The sequence below is a fragment of the Devosia sp. Z11_6 genome, assembly GCF_058133665.1.
In genome coordinates this window covers 350,732-371,493 of sequence record NZ_JBYUNQ010000002.1, presented here as the reverse complement: position 1 = coordinate 371,493, position 20,762 = coordinate 350,732, and the positions used below count along the sequence as shown (strand labels likewise).

The following is a 20,762-nucleotide window of genomic DNA, read 5'->3' as shown; positions in this document are numbered from 1 at the left end:
GCAGCGGGGCTCCTTTTTTCGGATCCCGTAGTCACCGAACCAAAGAACGCCGCTGTCGCGGCAATGACCCGGTTCAGCATCAAAAGCCCGCTCTCGTCGAGAGCGGGCTTTTTGTTTGCCGCCATTTGACTCCGGGGCCGCGTGTGGTTTTTTGCGCGCCTTATAACTGCGCTTGGGCGGCGATCGGCAGAAGGGCGGCTAGGTGTGCCGCCTCGCGCATGAACGAGCCGTCAGCGGCTGTTCAGAAGGCGTTCAGCTACATGGCCGCTTTGTGGCCAAGGCAACAAAAAGGGGCGCGGATCCGATCCGCGCCCCTTCTCAATTTCAGTGTTTTTAGGCCTACAGCGTGCGCTGCACCGTCTCGACGCGGAAGCATTCGATGACGTCGCCGGGACGCATGTCCTCGTAGTTCTCGAAGGCCATGCCGCATTCCTGGCCGGTCTGGACTTCCTTCACTTCGTCCTTGAAGCGCTTGAGAGTCTTGAGCTTTCCTTCGTGGATCACGACGTTGTCGCGGATCAAACGCACGCCCGAGCCACGCTCCACCATGCCTTCGGTGATCCGGCAACCGGCGACCTTGCCGACCTTGGTGATCTGGAAGACCTCAAGGATCTCCGCATTACCAATGAAGGTCTCGCGGCGCTCAGGCTTGAGCAACCCGCTCATCGCATTTTTCACATCATCCACAAGATCATAGATGATGTTGTAGTAACGAATTTCGATCCCGTCGCGGGTCGCAAGATCCGTGGCCTGCTTGTTGGCACGCACATTGAAACCGATAACGATCGCGTTCGAGGCCGAAGCCAGCGTCACGTCCGATTCAGTGATCCCGCCCACGGCGCTCATCAGGATCTGCGCCGACACTTCATCGGTCGAGAGCTTGTTGAGCGAAGCCACGATCGCTTCCACCGAACCCTGCACGTCGCCCTTGATGATCAAGGGGAACTTGGCAATGCCCGAGGCCTTGAGCTGGTTCATCATCTGCTCAAGGCTGGTCGCGCCGCCACCAGCAGTCTTCTCGCGGATAACCCGCTGACGGTATTCGGTGACTTCGCGAGCCCGTGCTTCGCTTTCAACCACCGAGAACCGATCACCAGCGCTTGGCACGCCAGTAAAGCCCAGGACCTCAACCGGGACCGAGGGGCCGGCCTCTTTGACCTGTTCGCCCTGATCGTTGATCAGCGCCCGAACACGGGCAAATTCGGTACCAGCCACCACGATGTCGCCGATCGCCAGCGTGCCGCGCTGCACCAGCACCGTCGCAACGGCACCGCGACCGCGGTCGAGCTTGGCTTCGATCACAAGGCCTTCGGCACGGCCGTCGCGCGCCACGCGTAGCTCAAGCACTTCGGCCTGCAGCAGGATGGTTTCCAGCAACTTGTCTAGGCCATCGCGCGTCTTGGCGGAAACCTCGACATCGAGCACATCGCCGCCCATGGTTTCAACAAACACTTCGTGCTGCAGCAACTCGGTGCGAACCCGGGTCGGGTTGGCATCGGGCTTGTCCATCTTGTTGATGGCCACGATGATCGGAACACCGGCCGCCTTCGCGTGCTTGATGGATTCAATGGTCTGAGGCATCACGCCGTCATCAGCTGCCACCACCAAAACGGCAATGTCGGTCGCCTGCGCACCACGGGCACGCATGGCGGTAAAGGCTTCGTGGCCCGGGGTGTCGAGGAAGGTGATCCGTGCACCGTTCTTTTCCACCTGATAGGCGCCGATATGCTGGGTGATGCCGCCGGCTTCCCCGCTCACCACATTGGCTTCGCGGATGGCGTCGAGCAGCGAGGTCTTGCCGTGGTCGACGTGACCCATGATGGTCACCACAGGCGCACGATTAGTCAGATCCTCAGCCCGGTCATCGGTGGGCAGATCATAAAGACCTTCTTCAACATCGGCTTCCGACACGCGCTTGACCGTGTGACCGAGTTCGGTCGCGATTAGCTCGGCCGTATCGGCATCGAGGATGTCGTTGATCTTCATCATCTGGCCTTGGGCCATCAACAGCTTGATGACGTCAACGGCGCGCTCGGCCATGCGGTTGGCCAGTTCCTGGACGGTGATCGCCTCGGGAATGGTCACTTCACGGCTAAGCTTGGGCGCCACCTGCTGGTTGCGGCCCATCTTCTTGTCGCGACGACGACGCATTGCAGCCAGCGAGGGACCACGATCACGGTCGCTTTCGGCGCCGGCATTGGTAACCGTCAGCCGGCCGCGAGCATTGGCATCCTCACCAACGCGGCGCGTCGGACGCTCCGGCGTGGCGCGAGATGCGCGGCGGGCATTTTCCAGTTCAGCTTCACTGATCGGGCCACGATTGGTGGGCGCGCTGGTGCGGATCTTGCGACCATCGGCTTCGCTGGGCGGTGCCGGCGGCACATTGCCGATCGGTGCCATGCCCGCGCCCGCCGGACGACGAGCCTCCGCAGGACGAGTGGCAGTGCCCGACGGACGGGCCGTGGCAGCACCGGGGCGCAGTGCAGCGCCTGCACCGCGCTCGCTTGCGGGGCGCAGATTGGGGTTGGGGCGGTCGCCTGCCGGGCGCGTTGGCCGCGGCGGCTGGCCTGGGCGGCCGGCAACCACACGGACACTGCTCGGCCCGGGATTGCGCTGAGACGCTGGAACAACGGGTGCAGCAGCTTCTGCCGGGACAGGAGTGGGAGCCGATGTCTCGGCCGCAGCTGCAACTGGAGCTGCTTCAGCCTGAGGGGCAGGGCTGGATGGCTCAGGTGTTTCTGATGCCGCTTCGCTGGCGCGACGGCGCTCTTCTTCGAGCCGGGCCGCCTCTTCACGCACCTGGCGGCGGCGGGCATCTTCCTCAACGCGGCGGGCTTCCTCGGCGGCAAAGCGCTGTTGCTCCTCCGCCTGGCGCGCGCCGGCCTGCAACAGGGCGTTGCGCCGGGCTTCAGCTTCAGCAGCTGACAGGCCCAAGGGGGCACGGCTCTGCCCGGCCGGGCGACCTTGCGGCGGACGCTGGCTCTGGGGAGGGCGCTGGCTTTGCGCTGGCCGCTGGCTCGCCGCGGCGGCAGGGGCCGCTGACTGGGGCCGCTGCGGTGCACCACTCGGGGCGCCCGGCGTGGGCACGCGGCGCGTGCGCTTCTCGACCACCACGGTACGCGACTGTGGACGCGACATGCCGGGGCGGTTTCCGGCACCCGGACCCCCCTTCAATGTCAACGTCTTCTTGCCCCCGCCAGAAGTGTCGTCGATGCGCTTGTCGTCGTTATCAGCCATGTATCTCGCGTCTCTCAAACTCGTTCGTCTGGCAAAACAGCACCGTCAACCGCAGGGCGGTCGGTGCTGTCGGCCATCGCTTGGGCGGTGTAAAGGGCCAGTCTGCGGGCCTTTTCCACTGCCGATTGGGCTGCCGCCCCTTTCGTTAGGGCAGCATGTATCACATTTTCCTGGCCAAGTGCCAAACCCAATTGCTCCGAAGAGAGCAATTCGAGATGAGGCACTTCAAAGTCGTCCACGCCTTCTTCGCGTGCGGCGTGATGAAGGGCCTTGAGGGGTCCTACCATCTTGCTGCGTCCATCCGCCGAGGCGTCGGACGCGGTGATCAGCGCAACCAGCTCGCCCGTGGCAAGGAGACTGCGAACTTTGGTCGCCCCGGTCACCAGCTGCCCCGCCTTGCGCGTCATGCTCAGGGCCTGCAACAAGCGCTGCTCAAGCCGGGTTCGCACCAGCTCGGGTAGGTCTTGGGGGACCACAACCTCGCTTTTGAGGCTGCGCCCGAACACCTTCTTTTTCACCGCCTCGGCAACGGCCTGCTGGTTGAGGCTGATCCAGACGCCCCGCCCATCCGCCTTCGCCTCTGTGTCAGGGGCCAGGACCCCGTCGGGGCCGAGCACGAAACGGATCAACTCGGCGACCGGCTTTTCTTGCCGAGTCAGCGCGCACATCCGCGTTGTTTCTTCGCGCCGGGCCAAACGGAGCTCCCTTGCCTTGAGGCGGCTTAAACCGCCGCCTCTGCTTGAGTGTCTTCGCCTTCTTCAGCCTGCGCGCCAGGCAGTTCGTCTTCGTTGATCCAGCCGGCCCGCACGCGCGCCTGCATGATCATGTCTTCAGCTTCCTCGCGGCTGACGGGGAAGTCCTTCAACGTGCCTTCGAACCGCTTGGTTTCGCCGTCCTTGCGCTCACTCCAGCCCACGAGGTCGTCGGCGGCGCAGCCCGCGAAGTCTTCCACGGTCTTGATGTCATCCTTGCCCAGAGCTACCAGCATGGCGGCAGTCAGGCCCGGGATCTCGTAAAGATCATCCTCGACACCGAGTGCCTGGCGCTCCTCGTCGTGAGCCCGATCAATGGCGGCCAGATATTCGGTCGCGCGGTTCTGGATTTCTGCGGCGGTTTCTTCGTCAAAGCCCTCGATCGACGCGATTTCATCGAGTTCGATATAGGCGAGTTCTTCAACCGACGAGAAGCCTTCGGAAGCCAATAGTTGGGCAACCATCTCGTCCACGTCAAGGGCATCCATGAACAGGGTCGAGCGTTCGGTGAATTCTTTCTGACGCCGCTCGCTTTCTTCCTGCTCGGTCAGGATATCGATATCCCAGCCAATGAGCTGGCTGGCAAGACGGACATTCTGGCCACGGCGGCCAATGGCAAGGCTCAGCTGCTCATCGGGTACCACGACTTCAATGCGTTCGGCCTGCTCATCGAGCACAACCTTGGCAACATCTGCCGGCTGCAGCGCCGAAACCACCAGATCGGCAATGGAGTCGGTCCATGGGATGATGTCGATCTTTTCGCCCTGCAGCTCGCCCACCACCGCCTGCACGCGCGAACCGCGCATACCGACGCAGGCGCCCACGGGGTCGATGGAAGAGTCCGACGAGGTCACCGCGATCTTGGCGCGCGATCCCGGATCACGGGCAATCGAGCGAATGGTGATGATGCCATCATAGATCTCGGGCACTTCCTGCATGAACAGCTTGGCCATGAACTGCGGATGGGTGCGCGACAGGAAAATCTGCGGGCCGCGCTGTTCGCGGCGCACGTCATAGACATAGGCGCGCACGCGATCGCCATAGCGGAACATTTCGCGCGGGATCAGCTCGTCACGGCGAATGATGGCTTCGCCACGGCCCAGATCCACGATCACATTGCCGTATTCGACGCGCTTGACCGTGCCGTTGACGATCTCGCCGATGCGGTTGAAGTATTCGTCATACATGCGCTCGCGCTCGGCATCGCGCACCTTTTGCACGATAACCTGCTTGGCCGACTGAGCGGCAATGCGCCCAAATTCCATTGGGGGCAGGGGTTCGGTCAGGAAGTCGCCGATCTTGGCGGTAGGCGATTTGATCTGGGCGGTCTTCAGGTCAACCTGACGGCTGGGCTCTTCAACCTCGTCAACAATTTCCAGCAGGCGCCACATCCGGGTCTCACCCGAGCGGGGATTGATCTCGACCTTGATCTCGGTTTCCGCGCCATAGCGGCCCTTGGCGGCCTTTTCCATGGCGTCCTGCATGGCTTCGATCACAACCATGCGGTCGATCGATTTCTCGCGGGCGACGGCATCTGCAATCTGCAAAAGCTCGAGTCTGTTCGCGCTAACGGCCATTTAGTGGGTCTCCTGAACGATTTGGTCGTCTTCATCGTCGTCGCCGGGATCGGTGAACTCAACCGTTTCCGTTTCGTCGTCATCGATGGGATGGGCTTCCTGGTCGATTCGCGCCTTTTCCATCAAGGCATCGGTCATAACCAGCTTGGCTTCGGCAAGAGCCGTTAAGGGCAGGCGGAAATCGGGATCGGTGCCGCCCGGCGCATCGGGAATGGTAATGACGAAGGCATCATCCTCGACGGCCTTGATGATGCCGCGGAAGCGCTTGCGGCCATTAAGGGCATCGGCCAGTTCCACCTTGGCTTCGTGACCGATATAGGTCTCGAAGTCTCGGCGGCGCACCAGCGGGCGATCAATGCCTGGCGACGACACTTCCAGGTGATATTCGCGGTCGATCGGGTCCTCGACATCGAGCACCGGCGAAAGATCCTTGGACAGCGTTTCGCAATCGGTGATGGCAAAGCGGCCGTTCTCGTCCTCGGCCATGATCTGCAAGGTCATGCCATTTTCCTGGGTGACCTTCACCCGCACCAGGGCATAACCAAGGCTGTTGGCGACCGGCTCGATAATGGCTGCCAGCCGTTGCTCGAGTCCGGTTTCCTTGATGAAGCGTTTTTCAGTAAGATCGATTGGCATTGAACCTTCAGGTAATAAAAAAGAGCGGGGCCGGGAAGGCGCCCACTCTGCAAACTGCCAGAGATGTTGAACCCTTATATAGCGCTGTATTGTCAGCGCTGCAAGGCTTCCATCAGCGACGCTCGAAACTGAAGTAGAACGACACCATCCGGCCTTCCCGGCGCGCCTTGGTCTCGTACCGCGTCGCTTCCCAGCCAGGATAAGGCTCGTGCCACTCGCCCGCACCACCGGGATTGAACGCGAAATCGGGGCTGCGCAGGATATGAGCGAGGCACCAATTCGCGTAATCCTCGATGTCGGTGGCGAAATAGAACTTCCCACCGGGGCGGATCACTCGCGCGAGTTCCCCCAGTGTTGTCGGCGACACAAAGCGCCGCTTGTGGTGTCGCGTCTTGGGCCAGGGATCGGGATAAAGCAGGTAAACGCCATCTAGGCTGGCGTCCGGCAGCGCCATCAGCAGCTTGAGGGCATCATCGGTAAAGAGCCCGATATTGCGCAGCCCCTGCGCGGCGATGGTCTGCACCATCTTGCCGATGCCTCCGGTAAACACTTCGCAGCCGATAAAGCCGGTTTGCGGATGCCGGCCGGCCTCAAGGGCAAGATGCTCACCCCCACCATAGCCGATCTCGACGATGATCTCGTTGGCGTCGGGAAACAGCGAGCGGGGATCGAGTGATCCTTCGAGCTCGATCTCAAGCGCGGGCAGGGTGGCGTCGAACACCGCCTGCTGCCCGCCATGGAGCTTCTTGCCGGAACGGCGGCCAAAAAAAGCGCGCGGTTCACCCGCGCGCGTTTGCGGAAGTTGGTGAGCGGTCTTGGTCATCAGGTTCGCGGCTATAGCAGGCCGCTGCCCGTTACGCCAAGGGCTCCTACTTTACCGCCGCCTTGAGCGCCCCTACGAGGTCGGTTTTTTCCCACGAAAACGAGCCGTCTCGTCCCGCTTTGCGCCCGAAATGGCCATAGGCCGAAGTCTTGGCATAGATGGGCTTGTTGAGATCGAGATGAGTGCGGATGCCGCGCGGGGTCAGATCCATAACCTGGCCCAGAGCCAGCTCCACGGCTTCTTCCTCGACCTTGCCCGTGCCATGCAGGTCCACATAGATCGAGAGCGGCTGTGCCACGCCAATGGCATAGGACAGCTGAATGGTCGCGCGATCGGCCAGACCTGCTGCTACGACATTCTTGGCGAGATAGCGTGCTGCATAAGCGGCCGAGCGATCCACCTTGGTCGGATCCTTGCCTGAAAAGGCGCCACCACCATGGGGGGCAGCCCCGCCATAAGTATCGACAATGATCTTGCGGCCGGTCAGTCCGGCATCGCCATCGGGGCCACCAACCACGAACTTGCCGGTTGGATTGACGTGCCACACCGTGGCGTCATCGATCCAGCCGTCGGGCAGGGCCTCGCGCACGAAGGGTTCGACAATCGTTCGCACATCGGCCGAGGTCAGGTCTTCATCAAGGTGCTGCGTCGAGAGCACGATCTGGGTAACACCAACCGGCTTGCCGTTCTCATAGCGCACCGTCACCTGCGATTTCGCATCGGGCCCCAGCACGGCCGCCGGACCCACTCCCGACTTGCGCGCCTGGGTCAGCACATCGAGAATCTTGTGGGCATAAAAGATCGGTGCTGGCAGCAGTTCGGGGGTTTCGCGGCTGGCATAGCCGAACATGATCCCCTGGTCGCCTGCGCCGACATCCTTGTTGCCGGCTTCATCCACACCAGCTGCGATATCGGCGGATTGCCCATGCAGCAGCACGTCGATCTTGCAGGTTTTCCAGTGAAAGCCTGCCTGCTCATAACCGATGGCACGGATCGCCTTGCGGGCCGCGGCCTTGAACTTGGCCGGATTGACGCGTGGCTGGCCGGCACCGTCGAGCACGACATTGCCGTCCTTGTCTTTTTTGAGCAGTGTTTCGGGCACGCGCACTTCACCCGCGATCACCACGCGGTTTGTGGTCGCCAGCGTTTCGCAGGCAATGCGGACCTTGGCCGGGTCCATGCCGGCTTTTTTGGCTTCGCGAAAGACGAGGTCCACGATTTCATCGGAAATGCGGTCGCAGACCTTGTCCGGATGGCCTTCCGAAACCGACTCAGAGGTGAAAAGATAAGAAGAGCGTGCCACGCCTTGTTCTCCGCTACCGTCAGAGGGGCAGCATTTCCCCTCTTCAGGGGTGGTTTTGGCACCGGGGGCCGTAGCGGTCAAGGCGGATATAAAGAAAGCTTGATATCTCATTGGCGTGAAGGTGAGCAAAGCCTGCCCATGGCTTGAGGCGTTCAGGGGACCAACAGCGAGAACTCTTGGTCTGGACAGGGTCCAGTCCAGCCCTTCATATCGGCCCATGACCGAAATCGCTCGATTCCCCGACGTCATGCTGCTGGCCGCCGGCCTTGGCACCCGGCTTCGTCCCCTCACCGAGACTATGCCCAAGCCCCTGGTGCCGGTGGGCGGCACCCCGCTGATCGAGCGGGTCATGGCAAGTGCGCGCGCTGAAGGGGCCAGGCGCTTTGTTGCCAACGCCCATTATCGGGCCGACCAGCTGCTCGCCCATTTCGGCGGCCTGCTCAAAGTGTCGCGGGAAGACACGCTGCTGGGCACCGGTGGCGGGGTCAAGGCAGCGCTGCCCATGCTTCATTCCGACCCGATCCTCGTGATGAACACTGATGCCTTCTGGCTTCCGGGCGCTGACACGCCGCTCGCGCGCATGCTGGAGCGCTGGGAGGGAGGAGAAGCGGAGATTGTGCTGCTTTGTGTCCATCCCAGCCGGGCAACAGGGTTCGGGCGCAGTCACGATTTTTGTCTTGATCCCTTCGGCCGGGTCACGCCGGACTATGGCGCGCCCGTGATCTATGCCGGCGTCGCTCTCCTTGGCAAAGCGGCCTTTGCCGATACCCCTGATGGAGCGTATTCCCTCACCCGATTGTTCGACCGGGCAATGGAGCGGGAAACCCTTGCCGGCGTAGCGTTGAACGCACACTGGTTTCACGTCGGCGACTCCGAGGCACTGGCGGCGGCGGAGCAGGAACTGGCGTGACAATCTCTTCCATTGCGCCCCATGCGCCCTTCCTGCCCAGGCTGGCAGATCGTATTCTTGATGGCACGTTGCTGGGCGACTGGGACCGCAGCCAGCCTTTCTGGTTGAGCGACGTCACCGTGATTGTCCCGACGCAGCGCGCCCGGCTGGGGCTCGCAGAAGCCTTTCGGCAGCGTGGCGGTGGCCTATTGCCCGATATCCGGACCTTTGGTGGCGAAGTGGAGGATGAAGAGCCGTTCCTGCCGCCCTTCGATGCGCCCTTGCTGCCGCCGGCCGCGTCCGGGCTGGAGCGCCGCCTGGTGCTCTCGCGCCTGGTTGGCGCCTGGGCCAATACCAGCGAAGGGCACGCGGCATTTTCGACCCCGCCCACGGCCGGCGAAATCCTGTCCATGGCCGAGTCCCTGGGTGAGCTGATCGATGACCTGACCACCGAGGAGCGCACCGCCGGCGACCTGCGCGCTATCGCCGCTGGGGTGGAAAGCAATCTCGGTGCTTATTGGCAGCAAACCCAGCGCTTCCTCGATATCGCCCTGCAGTTCTGGCCCGAGCACCTGCGCGAGCGGGGCCGTGCCGATCCGGCCGCATTGCGTTCATTGCGCCTCGACCGGCAGGCGGCCGCCGCGCCCTTGCTCTACGGCGAGCGGCCGGTGATCGCGGCCGGCTCCACGGGATCTATTCCCGCAACGGCACGGCTTCTGGATGCCATCCGGCGGCTCCCTCGCGGTGCGCTGGTGCTGCCCGGCTTCGATACCACGATGAGCGAGGCTGATCATGCCGCGTTGCTCGATGATGCCAACAATCCCCATGGGCACCCTCAATATGGGTTGAGCAAGCTGCTGCGCGGGCTTGGAGCGGGGATCGGTGAGGTGATCGAGCTTGAGGATACCCCCGCCGCCCGTACCGACCTGGTCCGTCTCGCGCTCGCGCCAACGCCCCAAACCGCTATTTGGTCCGAGCAGCGCATGAGCGACGAAGCGCTTGCGCTTGCAACTTCAGGCATGAGCATTCTTGCCGCGCGCACCGAAGACGAGGAGGCGCGCGCCATTGCCCTGGCGGCCCGAGCGGCGCTTTCAGAGCACAAGACAGTGGGCATCGTCACGCCTGATCGTAACCTCGCGCGCCGGATTGCTGCGGAACTGGCCCGTTGGGACGTTCGGGTGGATGACGCCGCCGGCGCTCCTCTTTATCAATCTGCCGCGGGACGGCTGGTTCGTGAGATCCTTGCGCTCGCCGCCAATGGCTGTGCGGCCGTTGACCTCATGGCATTGCTGCGCAACCGCGCCGCCCTTTTTGGCCGCTCCCGTGGCGAGATCGCCCGGGTCGCTGACATGATCGAGCTGGGCCTTTTGCGAGGGCAGCGCTCCAGCCCCGGCCTTGACGGCATTCGCACCCTGCTGGCGGCCAATCTCGATGGCACCACCGCTTTCCCCGCCTTACGGCTGGACCCACGGGCGGGTGCCGACATATCGGGCTTGCTCGACATGGTGGAGGCGGCCCTCGCGCCCTTGCAGGCGCAGCTGGCCGCGCCCGAGATCACGGCGGCGGGCCTCGCCTCGGCCTTGCTGGCCGGCTTTGTCGGCGTCGCCGACGGCGCCGATATCCCCGGGCGCCGTGAACTCGAGGCCTGGGCCAATGAACTCGATGGTCACGGCGAGCAGGGCCTTCGCTTTGCCCCACGCGGCCTTGACGCCGTGCTGCGTGCCCTTATGGCCGGGTTCCAGGTGCGCACGCTCGAAACCCGGCGCACTGACATCACCATCTGGGGCCAACTCGAAGCGCGCCTGCAAAACCCCGATCTCCTAATCCTCGCCGCGCTCAACGAAGACAAATGGCCCGAACCTGCCGATCCTGGCCCCTGGCTCAGCCGCGGCATGCGTCTTTCTGCCGGGCTCGAGCCGCCCGAGCGGCGGCAGGGCCTGGCCGCGCACGACTTTGCCCAAGCGCTGGGTAATGGCGAAGTGCTGCTCGCCTTTTCCGAACGCATCGGCACCAGCCCCGCCATCGCCTCGCGCTTGGTGCAGCGCCTCGAAGCCTTTGCCGGCGACGACTGCGTCAAGGAGTTGCGCTCGCGCGGCAACCGGTGGTGCCTAGAGGCGCGGGCGCTTGACGCGGTAGCGGCCGTGGTGCCGGCGACCCGCCCCGCACCCAATCCGCCGGTGGAAGTGCGCCCACGGCGCCTTTCGGTCACCGAAATCGAAACCCTGATGCGCTCGCCCTATGATCTCTATGCCAAGCACGTGCTCGGCCTGCGCCCGATCGATGCTCTGGGCAGCCCACCCGATGCGCGTGAACGCGGCACCATCATCCATGACATCTTTGCACAGTTCGTGATCGATGGTCATGATGCGATGGCCGCCGATGCCATCGACGTCCTCAATGCCATTGCGCGGGTCAAATTCGCTGGGCTCGACGCCATTTCCGAGCGGCGCGACATCTGGCTGCGCCGCTTCGATACCGCTGCCCGGCAATTCCTCGATTGGGAGCGGAGCCGCGACGCCGAGATTCGGCGCCGGCATGCCGAGATCGATGGCGACTGGGCGCTCAAGCTCAAGGAGCCCATGCGCATCACCGGCCGGGCCGACCGGGTCGACGAGCGCGTCGATGGCACGCTCGAGATCGTCGATTTCAAGACCGGCACTCCGCCCAACAAGGCGGCCATGCAGAACTTCCAGGTGCCCCAATTGCTGCTTGAGGCGCAAATGGCGCGCGTCGGCGCGCTGGAGGGTGTGGCGCCCGCCGATACGGCTGCCCTGACCTATGTGAAGGTTGGCTTGGGTCCTGACGCCTTTGTGCCCAAGTCCTTTGTTCCCACCGAAGGGCATGACCTGATGTCGGCAGCGGACGAACTGGCGCGTCGCGCCCAGGCCCATATGGAGTATTTTCTGTTGCGCCAAACGCCCATGCCGTCCCGGCTCTTGCCCATGGCCGGCCAGCGCTTTGCCGGGGCCTATGATCATCTCGCCCGGGTTGCCGAATGGAGCGCCATGGATGGCACGGAGGGCGACCAGTGAGCGATCGCGGCGAACTTCAGGTCCCGTTCAATACACGGGCCAATCAGGCCCAGGCGGCTGATCCGGGCCTGTCCATCTGGGTGTCGGCCAATGCCGGCTCGGGCAAAACCTTCGTGCTCACGCGCCGGGTGCTGCGCCTCCTGCTGGCTGGGGTCGATCCTCAGGCTATTTTGTGCCTGACCTATACCAAGGCTGCAGCCGCCGAGATGCGGCGCCGGGTGGCGCGTGAATTGGCGCGCTGGGCAACCATGGAGGAGCAGGCGCTCGACGAGGACCTAGGCGAGCTTGAGGGCGCAAGCTTTCGCCCCGGCATGCGCGAGCGCGCGCGCACCTTGTTTGCCCGCGCGCTGGAAACCCCTGGCGGTCTGCGCATCAACACCATTCACGCTTTCTGCGAAAGCGTGCTGCATCGTTTTCCACTCGAAGCGCGGGTGCCCTTCGACTTCTCCGTAGTGGAAGATGACACGCGCGAAGACATGCTGCTCGGCGCCCGCGAAGCGGTGCTGGCCGAAGGCATCGGCGTTGAAGGCGCCGTTGAAACCCTCTTTCGCACCCTTTCCGATGACCAAATCCGCAAGGCCATCGGCGATGCCCTGGCTGATGGGCGGAAGCTCAAGACTGTGCTGCAGCATCCCGATCGGGCTAAGGCGAATCTCCGGCGCCTGGTGGATGCCGGCAACCGCTCCAGCGCCGAAGTGGAAGCCGAGCTCCAGAACGATACGCTGCTTAACGCGCTTAGCTGCCGTGATCTCGTGACCATATTCGCCGGTGATCCCCTCAAGGGGGTGGGCGCGCGCTTTGTTGACATGCTTGCCCGCTGCAATCCCGATCTGATCACCGCGGGTGAGTTGCGGCGCCTCTTCCTGACGGACAAGGGGCCGCGTTCGCGCCTGCTCACGGCCGCCCAGCAGGCCAAGCGCCCCGATCTCTTCGATCTGCTGACCCGCGAGCAGGGGCGCGTGGTTCGGCTCGATGCGGAATTGAGCAAGCTCGAACTGGTGGAGCGCAGTGAAGCCTTTCTCCAGATCCTGGGCGCCATCCACCAACGCTACGAGGATGCCAAGCGCCGGCAGTCCAAGCTCGATTTCGACGACCTGGTGGAGCGGCTTGCCGATCTGTTTGAGCGCGAAGCGGGCGAATGGGTGCGTTACAAGCTCGATGCCGGAATTGACCACATCCTCGTCGATGAATCCCAGGATACCAATGGCGAGCAATGGCGGGTGGTCAAGGCGATCACGGCCGAGTTCTTTGCCGGTGAAGGGGCGGTGACGCGCCCGCGTTCGCTCTTTGCTGTGGGCGACCAGAAGCAATCCATCTATTCGTTCCAGGGCGCCCAACCTGAACTCTTTGGCGAAACCGGCCAGCTCTACCGCCGGCTGGCCGCTGAAGCCGATGCTCCCTTCCTGCCGGTGCCCCTGCGCACGAGCTTCCGCACCCTGCCAGAGATCTTGCAGGCGGTGGACCTCGTCACCAACAGCCCCGAGATGCGGGAAGCCCTGCTGGAAAACGAGCCGGTGGAGCACCAGGCCGCCCGCACCATGCGCGGGGGTACGGTGACCCTGTGGCCCCCGCTGCAGCAGCCGGCGGGCGGCAGGGAGGGCGATGAATGGCCCACCAGGGTTCCGCCCACCGAACAAACGGCGCCGCGCCAGGTCGCCGAACGCATTGCCGCCGAGATCAGCGGCTGGATCAAGGGAGGGCGTCCGCTCACCGGCCGCGGCCGCCCCGTGCGAGCCGATGACGTCCTGATCCTCGTGCAATCCCGGGGTCCGCTTTTTGCCGAGATCATCCGGGCGCTCCGCAAATGGGACCTGCCCACTCCGGGCGCCGACAGGTTGGGGGTCACCAGCCACATCGCGGTCATGGACCTCTTGGCGCTCTGCGACGTGCTGCTGAACCCCGCCGACGATCTGCAACTGGCCGCCTTGCTGCGCTCGCCCTTGTTCGACATCACCGAGGATGATCTGTTCGGCCTCAGTCATGGGCGGGCGCGGGGGCAAAGCCTGTGGCAGGCCCTCAGCCGATGTGCGATTGCCCCTTGCGCAGAGGCTTATGAACGGCTCCATCGCTGGCGCGGCGAGCTCGATTTCGAGCGTCCGTTCGAGTTTCTGGCCCAGGTACTTTATGCCGAAGACGGGCTTGCGCGCTTTCACGCCCGGCTCGGCAGCGAAGTGGACGACGTGCTGGCAGCGCTGCTGGAACTGGCCCTCGCCCACGAGCAGACCGAACAACCCTCCCTACTGGGCTTTGTGGCGGCGATGCGGGGGCTTGGTGGCACCGTCAAACGGGAACTGCCCGAATCGGGGGCAGGGGTGCGCATCATGACCGTCCATGGCGCCAAGGGGCTCGAGGCCCCGATTGTGATCCTTGCCGATGCCGTCAACAAACCACGCCCGCAACAGCTGGGGCGGCCGATCTACCTCGTGCCTGACTATCCCGGCCCGCTCCTGATCCATGCGAGCGGGGCGAACGGGCACTTGACCGAAACCTCGCCCCTCAAGCAGCGTATCGATGCCAATCTGCTTAACGAATATTGGCGTAAGCTTTATGTCGGCATGACCCGGGCCGAAGATGAGCTTTACCTGACGGGCGCGCTCACTCCCGGGACCGACGCCGGAAAGCAGCTCCAGGGCAGTTGGTATGCAGCCGTGGAAGCCGCCCTTCGCCCGCTAAGCCAAAGCATCACGGATAGCGATGGCGTAGAAACCGCGCTGGTCTTTCCACGCGATCGCGAGCAACCGGCCGCCTTGGCCGGCAGGACTGCCCAAGAGGTCCAGAGCGGGGGCACGCTTGCGCTTGAGCCTCTGCCAACATTCCGCGCCATTCCCACCGTTACGCCCGCTGGAGCGGGCACGCAGGGCGCGCCACGTACCCCCTTCAGCACCGCGCTTGAAGGGGTGCGCGACGCCGAGGCTTCGCGGCGCGAGGGCATTGCGCTCCATGCGCTGCTGCAGCATCTCGGCCGCGTGGAGCCTGCGCTTTGGCCCCGGGTCGTGCCCAAGGCGGTCGCAGCGCTCTTGCCCGAGGCGCCGGAACGACAGCCGGTCGTAGGCGCCAAGGCTATCTCCATCCTGACCCGGCCCGAATTGGCGGGGCTCTTCGGCGCCTCGAGCCGCGCGGAGGTGCCGTTTCTGTTTGATGCCGCCCAAAATGGCGAGCCAATTCGGCTGGCGGGGCGCATGGACCGCATCGTCGTCGATGCCGACGGCGTTCTGGTGATCGACTTCAAATCCGACGCCATCGTTCCTGATGCACCTGAACTAGTGGCGCGGAACTACCTGACCCAGCTGGGGTTGTATGCACTGGTTGCAGAACAGCTCTTCCCTGGACTGCGGGTGCGGGCCGCCATCCTGTGGACGACGCTGGAATCATTGATGTATCTTCCACCCCACCTCTTGCACGAGGCGCGCGAAGGTTTCACCATCCGGTGAGTCTGCTTGCTGAAACGCTAGACTCTTCCCAGCTTTGGGAGCAAACAAAGCACCGCTTTCAACCAAAAGGCAATTTTGATGACCAAACACGTTTCCGACGCCAATTTCGGCGAGGAAGTTCTGAATTCCAAAGAGCCCGTTCTGGTCGATTTCTGGGCCGAATGGTGCGGGCCCTGCCGGGCGATCGCACCCGTGCTCGATGAGCTGTCGACCGAATTGGCTGGCAAGGTCAAGATCGTCAAGCTCAACATCGACGAAAACCCCTCGACCACCGTCAAATACGGCGTTCGTTCCATCCCGACCATGATCCTGTTCAAGGACGGCGAGGCGGCGGACATGAAGATCGGCGCCGGCACCCCCAAGGCCGGCCTAAGCAAGTGGCTGTCCTCGCACGCCGCCTAAGCTGATCAACCGATCACGAGACTAGCTGACACCGCCGGAGCGATCTGGCGGTGTTTCTTTATGTGCGCTACTGCCTCAGTTCGGCGGGGTGCCGTTGAGCGCCAGCGCGTGCCCGGCAAGATAAAGCGAGCCGCAAATCACGACCCGCGCGCCCGGATCACCCGCGGCCTTGCGGATGGCGGCACCAAGCGCGCGCTGCGGGCTGGCCTCAAGGCCAAGTGCCTGAGCGGCTTGGGCGATAGCGGAAGCCTCGTGGGCGTTGGCTTCGCCGGGGATGGTCAAGCCCAGAACCTTCGGATTGAATTGCTTGAGGGGCTCAAGGAAGGTTGCAGGCGAGCGGTTGTTCATCATGCCCATGATCAGCACCAACGGGGCTGGGCGTTGGCCCTGGAGAGCCGCCAGCGCGCGGGCCAGTGCGGCAGCGCCATGGGCATTATGGCCACCATCGAGCCAGAGTTCTGCACCGGGGGGCAAGGCATCGCGCAACTTGCCCGTGAGCGGGGTCATGCGCGCGGGCCAGGAAACAGTCCTCAGCCCCCTCTCCAGTGCCTGCTTGTCGACCGGCAAACCGAAGCGCCGCACGGCGGCAATGGCGAGGCTGGCATTGTCCACCTGGTGATCGCCAAAAAGGGCCGGCGGGGGCAGGTCGAGGAGGCCATCGCCATCCTGGAACACCAAACGCCCATCTTCCAGATGCCCGTGAAAATCCTCGCCTTGAAAGGCGGGGTGAACGCCAAGCCGGCGTGCCGCCCGCTCGATCACATCGCGACCTTCGGGCTGCTGATAGCCGATGACGGCCGGGCTGCCGCGCTTGAGAATGCCGGCCTTGCTGACGGCGATCTCGGCAATGGTGTTGCCGAGGAATGCCTGGTGATCGAGGTCCACGGGTGTGATAACGACGCCTCGGGGCTGGGCAACGACATTGGTGGTGTCATAGATGCCGCCCATGCCCACTTCGAGCAGCAGGAAATCGGCCGGTGTTTCGCTGAATAGCAGGAACGCGGCGGCGGTGGTCACCTCGAAGAGGGTGATGTTTTCGCCCCCATTGACCCGCTCCACCCGCTCCAGGGCCTCGTTGAGGCGGCGCGTCGGCACGAGCTGCCCACCAAGCCGGATGCGCTCGTTGAAGCGCACGAGGTGAGGGGAGGTGTAGACATGCACCGATTGCCCCGCGGCCTCGAGAAAGGCGCGCATGAAGGCGATGGTCGAGCCTTTGCCATTGGTGCCCGCGACATGGATCACCGGCGGCAGCCGATCCTGTGGCCGCCCCAGCGCCTCAAGCAGCCGCTCGATACGCTCCAGCTCCAAATCAATCAATTTGGGATGAAGCCCCGAAAGGCGTTGTAAAATGAGGTCGGTACGCGACATGGGGCCCCCTGACTGGACGGCACTCCCTAGCCCCGATCTCGCCGCCGCTCAAGCGAGCAGCGTGAGATCGGCTGATCAGTCGCAATCAGCGGCTGGCGCTATTCGGCATAGGCCGGGGGCTGCGGCCGCGCCTCGTCATCGGCCTCTGCCGCCACGGCCACTTCACGCAGCGTTACCTGCTGCAGCAGCGGCGAGGACGAGGCGAGTTCCGCTACCGGCTCGGTCTTGGTGAAGATGCCGGCAAGGGAGCCGATGGTGGAGCGCAGATTGTGGCGGTGCACCACCATGTCAACCATGCCGTGCTCATACAGATATTCCGAGCGCTGGAAGCCCTCGGGCAGCTTTTCGCGAATGGTCTGCTCGATAACGCGCGGCCCGGCAAAGCAGATCAAGGCGCCCGGTTCGGCAATATGCACATCGCCCAGCATCGCATAGGATGCGGTAACGCCGCCCGTGGTCGGATTGGTGAACACGACAAAGAAGGGCAGCCCCGCTTCGCGCAGCCGCAGCACGGCAACTGTGGTGCGCGGCATCTGCATCAGCGATAGGATGCCTTCCTGCATGCGCGCGCCGCCCGATGCGACAAACAACACCAGCGGCGTCTTGCGCTCGAGCGCGGTTTCAAGCCCGGTGATGATGCCTTGGCCGGCGGCCATGCCGAGCGAGCCGCCCATGAAGTCGAAGTCCTGCACCGTCACCGTGATGGGATGGCCATAAAGCGTGCCGGTGGCGACGATCACCGCATCTTCGTGACCCGTCTTGGTGCGATTTTCCTTGAGGCGATCGGTGTAGCGCTTCTGATCGCGGAATTTCAGCGGGTCCTGCGGCACGGCCGGAACAGGCACCAGGTCATAGCGGCCTTCGTCCATGAAGGTGGCGAGCCGATCGGCCGGCTTGATCTTCATGTGGTAGCCCGAATTCGGCACCACCCACTGATTGGCTTCCAGATCGCGATAGAACACCATCTCGCCCGACTCAGGGTCCTTGACCCAGAGGTTTTCCGGCGTGTCGCGCTTCGTGTTGAGGAACGAGCGGATTTTCGGGCGGACGAAGTTATCGATCCAGTTCATGCGAAAGCCTCGGCGGATTGGTCGCGAAAGGATGGCTTAGGAGACGATTGTGGCATTGTTATCAGCGGCGACCACAATCGCCAATGTGGCGGGGGTTCACCCGCGGGCGCGCCGCACGCCGCCGGCAAGGCTCGCTACAAGGTCGCGCACTGCCCCGACGGTTGTGCCGGTGGCCTTGCCGTCCTGTAACGAATTGCGCACCGCGTCCACCAGGACCGAGCCAACCACGATGCCATCGGCATGGCGCCCGATTTCGGCGGCGTCTTCTGCGGTCTTGATGCCAAAGCCGACGGCGACCGGTAGATTGGTATGGGCCTTGATCCGGTCAACCGCCTCGCCGACAGCGCCGCGCGACTTGATCGCCGAGCCGGTCACCCCGGTCATCGACACGTAATACACAAAGCCAGAAGTGTTCTGCAGCACCTTTGGCAGGCGTTTGTCGTCCGTCGTCGGCGTGGTCAGGCGAATGAAGTTGATGCCAGCCGCGAGCGCAGGCAGGCACAACTCCTCGTCCTCCTCGGGGGGCAGGTCGACGATAATCAGCCCGTCAACGCCTGCTTCCTTGGCGGCGGCGACAAAACGCTCAACCCCAAACGAGAAGATGGGATTGTAGTAGCCCATCAGCACGACTGGGGTGGTTTCGTCCTTGCGACGGAAATCCTCCACCATGCCAAGTACCCCCCGCAGCGTTTGGCCGGAAGCCAGCGCCCGCTGACCGGCCAACTGAATGGCAACGCCATCGGCCATGGGGTCGGAAAATGGCATGCCCAATTCGATCACATCAGCGCCCGCTTGCGGCAAGGCCTCGAAGATGGCCTGGCCCGTGGCGAGATCTGGATCCCCCGCCATCACAAAGGTCACGAGCGCCGGGCGGCCCTCGGTCTTGAGCTGGGCAAAACGCTTGTCGATACGGGATTGAAACATGAATGGTTCCGATGGGAGCAACTGGGCGGTTTAGGAGCAGAAGCGGGCAGCTGTCAACGACAGCCGCTGTCGCGTCAGAGCAGACCCAGGCGTCGGCCAACGCTCTCCACATCCTTGTCACCCCGGCCCGAGAGGCATAGCACCACCGACTGCTCCTTCGGCATCGTGGGGGCAAGCTTGATCACCTGCGCCAGGCCATGGGCCGATTCCAGCGCCGGGATGATGCCCTCTAGCCGGGTACACAGCTGGAAGGCTTCGACGGCTTCGGTGTCCGTGATGGGCACATAGGTGACGCGCTGGGTGTCGTGCAGGAAAGAGTGCTCGGGTCCGACGCCGGGATAATCGAGGCCGGCCGAAATCGAGTGACCTTCAAGGATCTGCCCGTCGCGATCCTGCAGCAGATAGGTGCGGTTGCCGTGCAGCACGCCGGGACGGCCGCCAGTCATCGACGCCGCATGGCCGTTCTCCACCTCAATGCCATGGCCGCCGGCCTCGGCGCCATAGATCGCGACCTCCGGATCATCAAGGAAAGCATGGAAGGTACCGATGGCATTGGAGCCGCCGCCCACGCAGGCCACGATCGCTTCGGGCAGCTTGCCCTCGGCCTGCCGGAACTGTTCCTTGAGTTCAGTGCCGATCACCGACTGAAAATCGCGCACCATCTCAGGATAGGGGTGGGGACCCGCGGCAGTGCCGATCAGGTAATATGTGGATTCCACATTGGTAACCCAGTCGCGCAGCGCCTCGTTCATCGCGTCCTTGAGCGTGCCCGCTCCGGCAGTGACGGGCCGCACTTCAGCGCCCAGCATCTTCATGCGCAATACGTTCGGCATCTGCCGCTCGACATCCGTCGCACCCATGAAGATGGTGCAGGGCAGATTGAACTTGGCGCAAACGGTAGCGGTCGCCACACCGTGTTGCCCCGCCCCGGTTTCGGCTATAACGCGCGTTTTGCCCATGCGGCGTGCGAGCAGGATCTGCCCCAGACAATTGTTGATCTTGTGCGAGCCGGTATGGTTCAGCTCTTCACGCTTGAACCACACCTTGGCTCCACCAAGATGCTCCGTCAGCCGCTCGGCAAAATAAAGCGGGCTCGGCCGGCCGGCGTAATGGGTCGACAGGTCGTTCAGTTCGGCGGCAAAGGCGGGATCTTTTTGAGCTGCGCGATAGGCCGCCTCCAGATCCAAAATCAGCGGCATCAGGGTTTCGGCAACGAATCGGCCGCCATATGGGCCAAAGCGGCCCGCTTCATCAGGGCCATTGCGTAAAGAGTTGATGCCGTCCATGGGGTCTCGCCAATCGATCGCGGAGCAGAAAG

Annotated in this window: 14 protein-coding genes; 4 read left to right on the top strand and 10 right to left on the bottom strand. The window is 63.6% G+C overall.

Features of this window, described 5'->3' with window-relative positions; genetic code table 11:
• Positions 1-339 precede the first annotated feature (339 nt).
• From infB to metK, 6 genes are all read right to left on the bottom strand, one after another.
• A complete protein-coding gene (infB, locus tag AC3YMN_RS07010; RefSeq protein WP_489889465.1) occupies positions 340-3,237 on the bottom strand; it encodes a translation initiation factor IF-2 in 2,898 nt (965 codons plus the stop codon).
• A 14-nt stretch (positions 3,238-3,251) separates the two neighbouring features.
• Complete coding sequence (locus AC3YMN_RS07005) at positions 3,252-3,932, bottom strand: RNA-binding protein (protein ID WP_489889464.1); 681 nt, start codon at positions 3,930-3,932, stop codon at positions 3,252-3,254.
• A 26-nt stretch (positions 3,933-3,958) separates the two neighbouring features.
• A complete protein-coding gene (gene nusA / locus AC3YMN_RS07000; RefSeq protein WP_172121745.1) occupies positions 3,959-5,566 on the bottom strand; it encodes a transcription termination factor NusA in 1,608 nt (535 codons plus the stop codon).
• Entirely contained in the window at positions 5,567-6,202 is a 636-nt protein-coding gene (gene rimP, locus AC3YMN_RS06995; protein WP_489889463.1) for a ribosome maturation factor RimP, read from the bottom strand.
• A 112-nt stretch (positions 6,203-6,314) separates the two neighbouring features.
• Positions 6,315-7,025 carry a tRNA (guanosine(46)-N7)-methyltransferase TrmB gene (trmB, locus tag AC3YMN_RS06990; protein WP_489889462.1) on the bottom strand — a complete coding sequence of 237 codons (711 nt, stop codon included), beginning with the start codon at positions 7,023-7,025 and terminating at the stop codon, positions 6,315-6,317.
• A gap of 46 nt (positions 7,026-7,071) precedes the next feature.
• Positions 7,072-8,328 (bottom strand): methionine adenosyltransferase, encoded by a 1,257-nt coding sequence (metK, locus tag AC3YMN_RS06985; RefSeq protein WP_489889461.1) that lies wholly within the window; start codon positions 8,326-8,328, stop codon positions 7,072-7,074.
• 217 nt (positions 8,329-8,545) lie between these two features.
• Between metK and AC3YMN_RS06980 the strand changes: the two genes are divergently transcribed.
• From AC3YMN_RS06980 to trxA, 4 genes are all read left to right on the top strand, one after another.
• Positions 8,546-9,238, top strand: a complete 693-nt coding sequence (locus AC3YMN_RS06980) for a nucleotidyltransferase family protein (RefSeq protein ID WP_489889460.1) — start codon at positions 8,546-8,548, stop codon at positions 9,236-9,238.
• Positions 9,235-12,249, top strand: a complete 3,015-nt coding sequence (gene addB, locus AC3YMN_RS06975; RefSeq protein ID WP_489889459.1) for a double-strand break repair protein AddB — start codon at positions 9,235-9,237, stop codon at positions 12,247-12,249. Before AC3YMN_RS06980 ends, addB begins: the two co-directional genes overlap by 4 nt.
• Complete coding sequence (addA, locus tag AC3YMN_RS06970; RefSeq protein WP_489889458.1) at positions 12,246-15,680, top strand: double-strand break repair helicase AddA; 3,435 nt, start codon at positions 12,246-12,248, stop codon at positions 15,678-15,680. The genes addB and addA overlap by 4 nt, the downstream gene beginning before the upstream one ends.
• Positions 15,681-15,755: 75 nt before the next feature.
• A complete protein-coding gene (gene trxA / locus AC3YMN_RS06965) occupies positions 15,756-16,082 on the top strand; it encodes a thioredoxin (protein ID WP_489889457.1) in 327 nt (108 codons plus the stop codon).
• 75 nt (positions 16,083-16,157) lie between these two features.
• Here trxA and AC3YMN_RS06960 read toward each other — a convergent pair whose 3' ends face one another.
• The 4 genes from AC3YMN_RS06960 to trpB form a co-directional block, all read right to left on the bottom strand.
• A complete protein-coding gene (locus AC3YMN_RS06960) occupies positions 16,158-17,450 on the bottom strand; it encodes a bifunctional folylpolyglutamate synthase/dihydrofolate synthase (RefSeq protein WP_489889456.1) in 1,293 nt (430 codons plus the stop codon).
• Positions 17,451-17,548: 98 nt separating this feature from the next.
• Complete coding sequence (gene accD, locus AC3YMN_RS06955) at positions 17,549-18,520, bottom strand: acetyl-CoA carboxylase, carboxyltransferase subunit beta (protein WP_489889455.1); 972 nt, start codon at positions 18,518-18,520, stop codon at positions 17,549-17,551.
• A 96-nt stretch (positions 18,521-18,616) separates the two neighbouring features.
• Positions 18,617-19,444 (bottom strand): tryptophan synthase subunit alpha, encoded by an 828-nt coding sequence (trpA, locus tag AC3YMN_RS06950; RefSeq protein WP_489889454.1) that lies wholly within the window; start codon positions 19,442-19,444, stop codon positions 18,617-18,619.
• Positions 19,445-19,518: 74 nt separating this feature from the next.
• The gene (trpB, locus tag AC3YMN_RS06945; RefSeq protein ID WP_127755040.1) at positions 19,519-20,730 is read right to left on the bottom strand and encodes a tryptophan synthase subunit beta; all 1,212 of its coding nucleotides are present in this window, start codon (positions 20,728-20,730) and stop codon (positions 19,519-19,521) included.
• Positions 20,731-20,762: the final 32 nt, after the last annotated feature.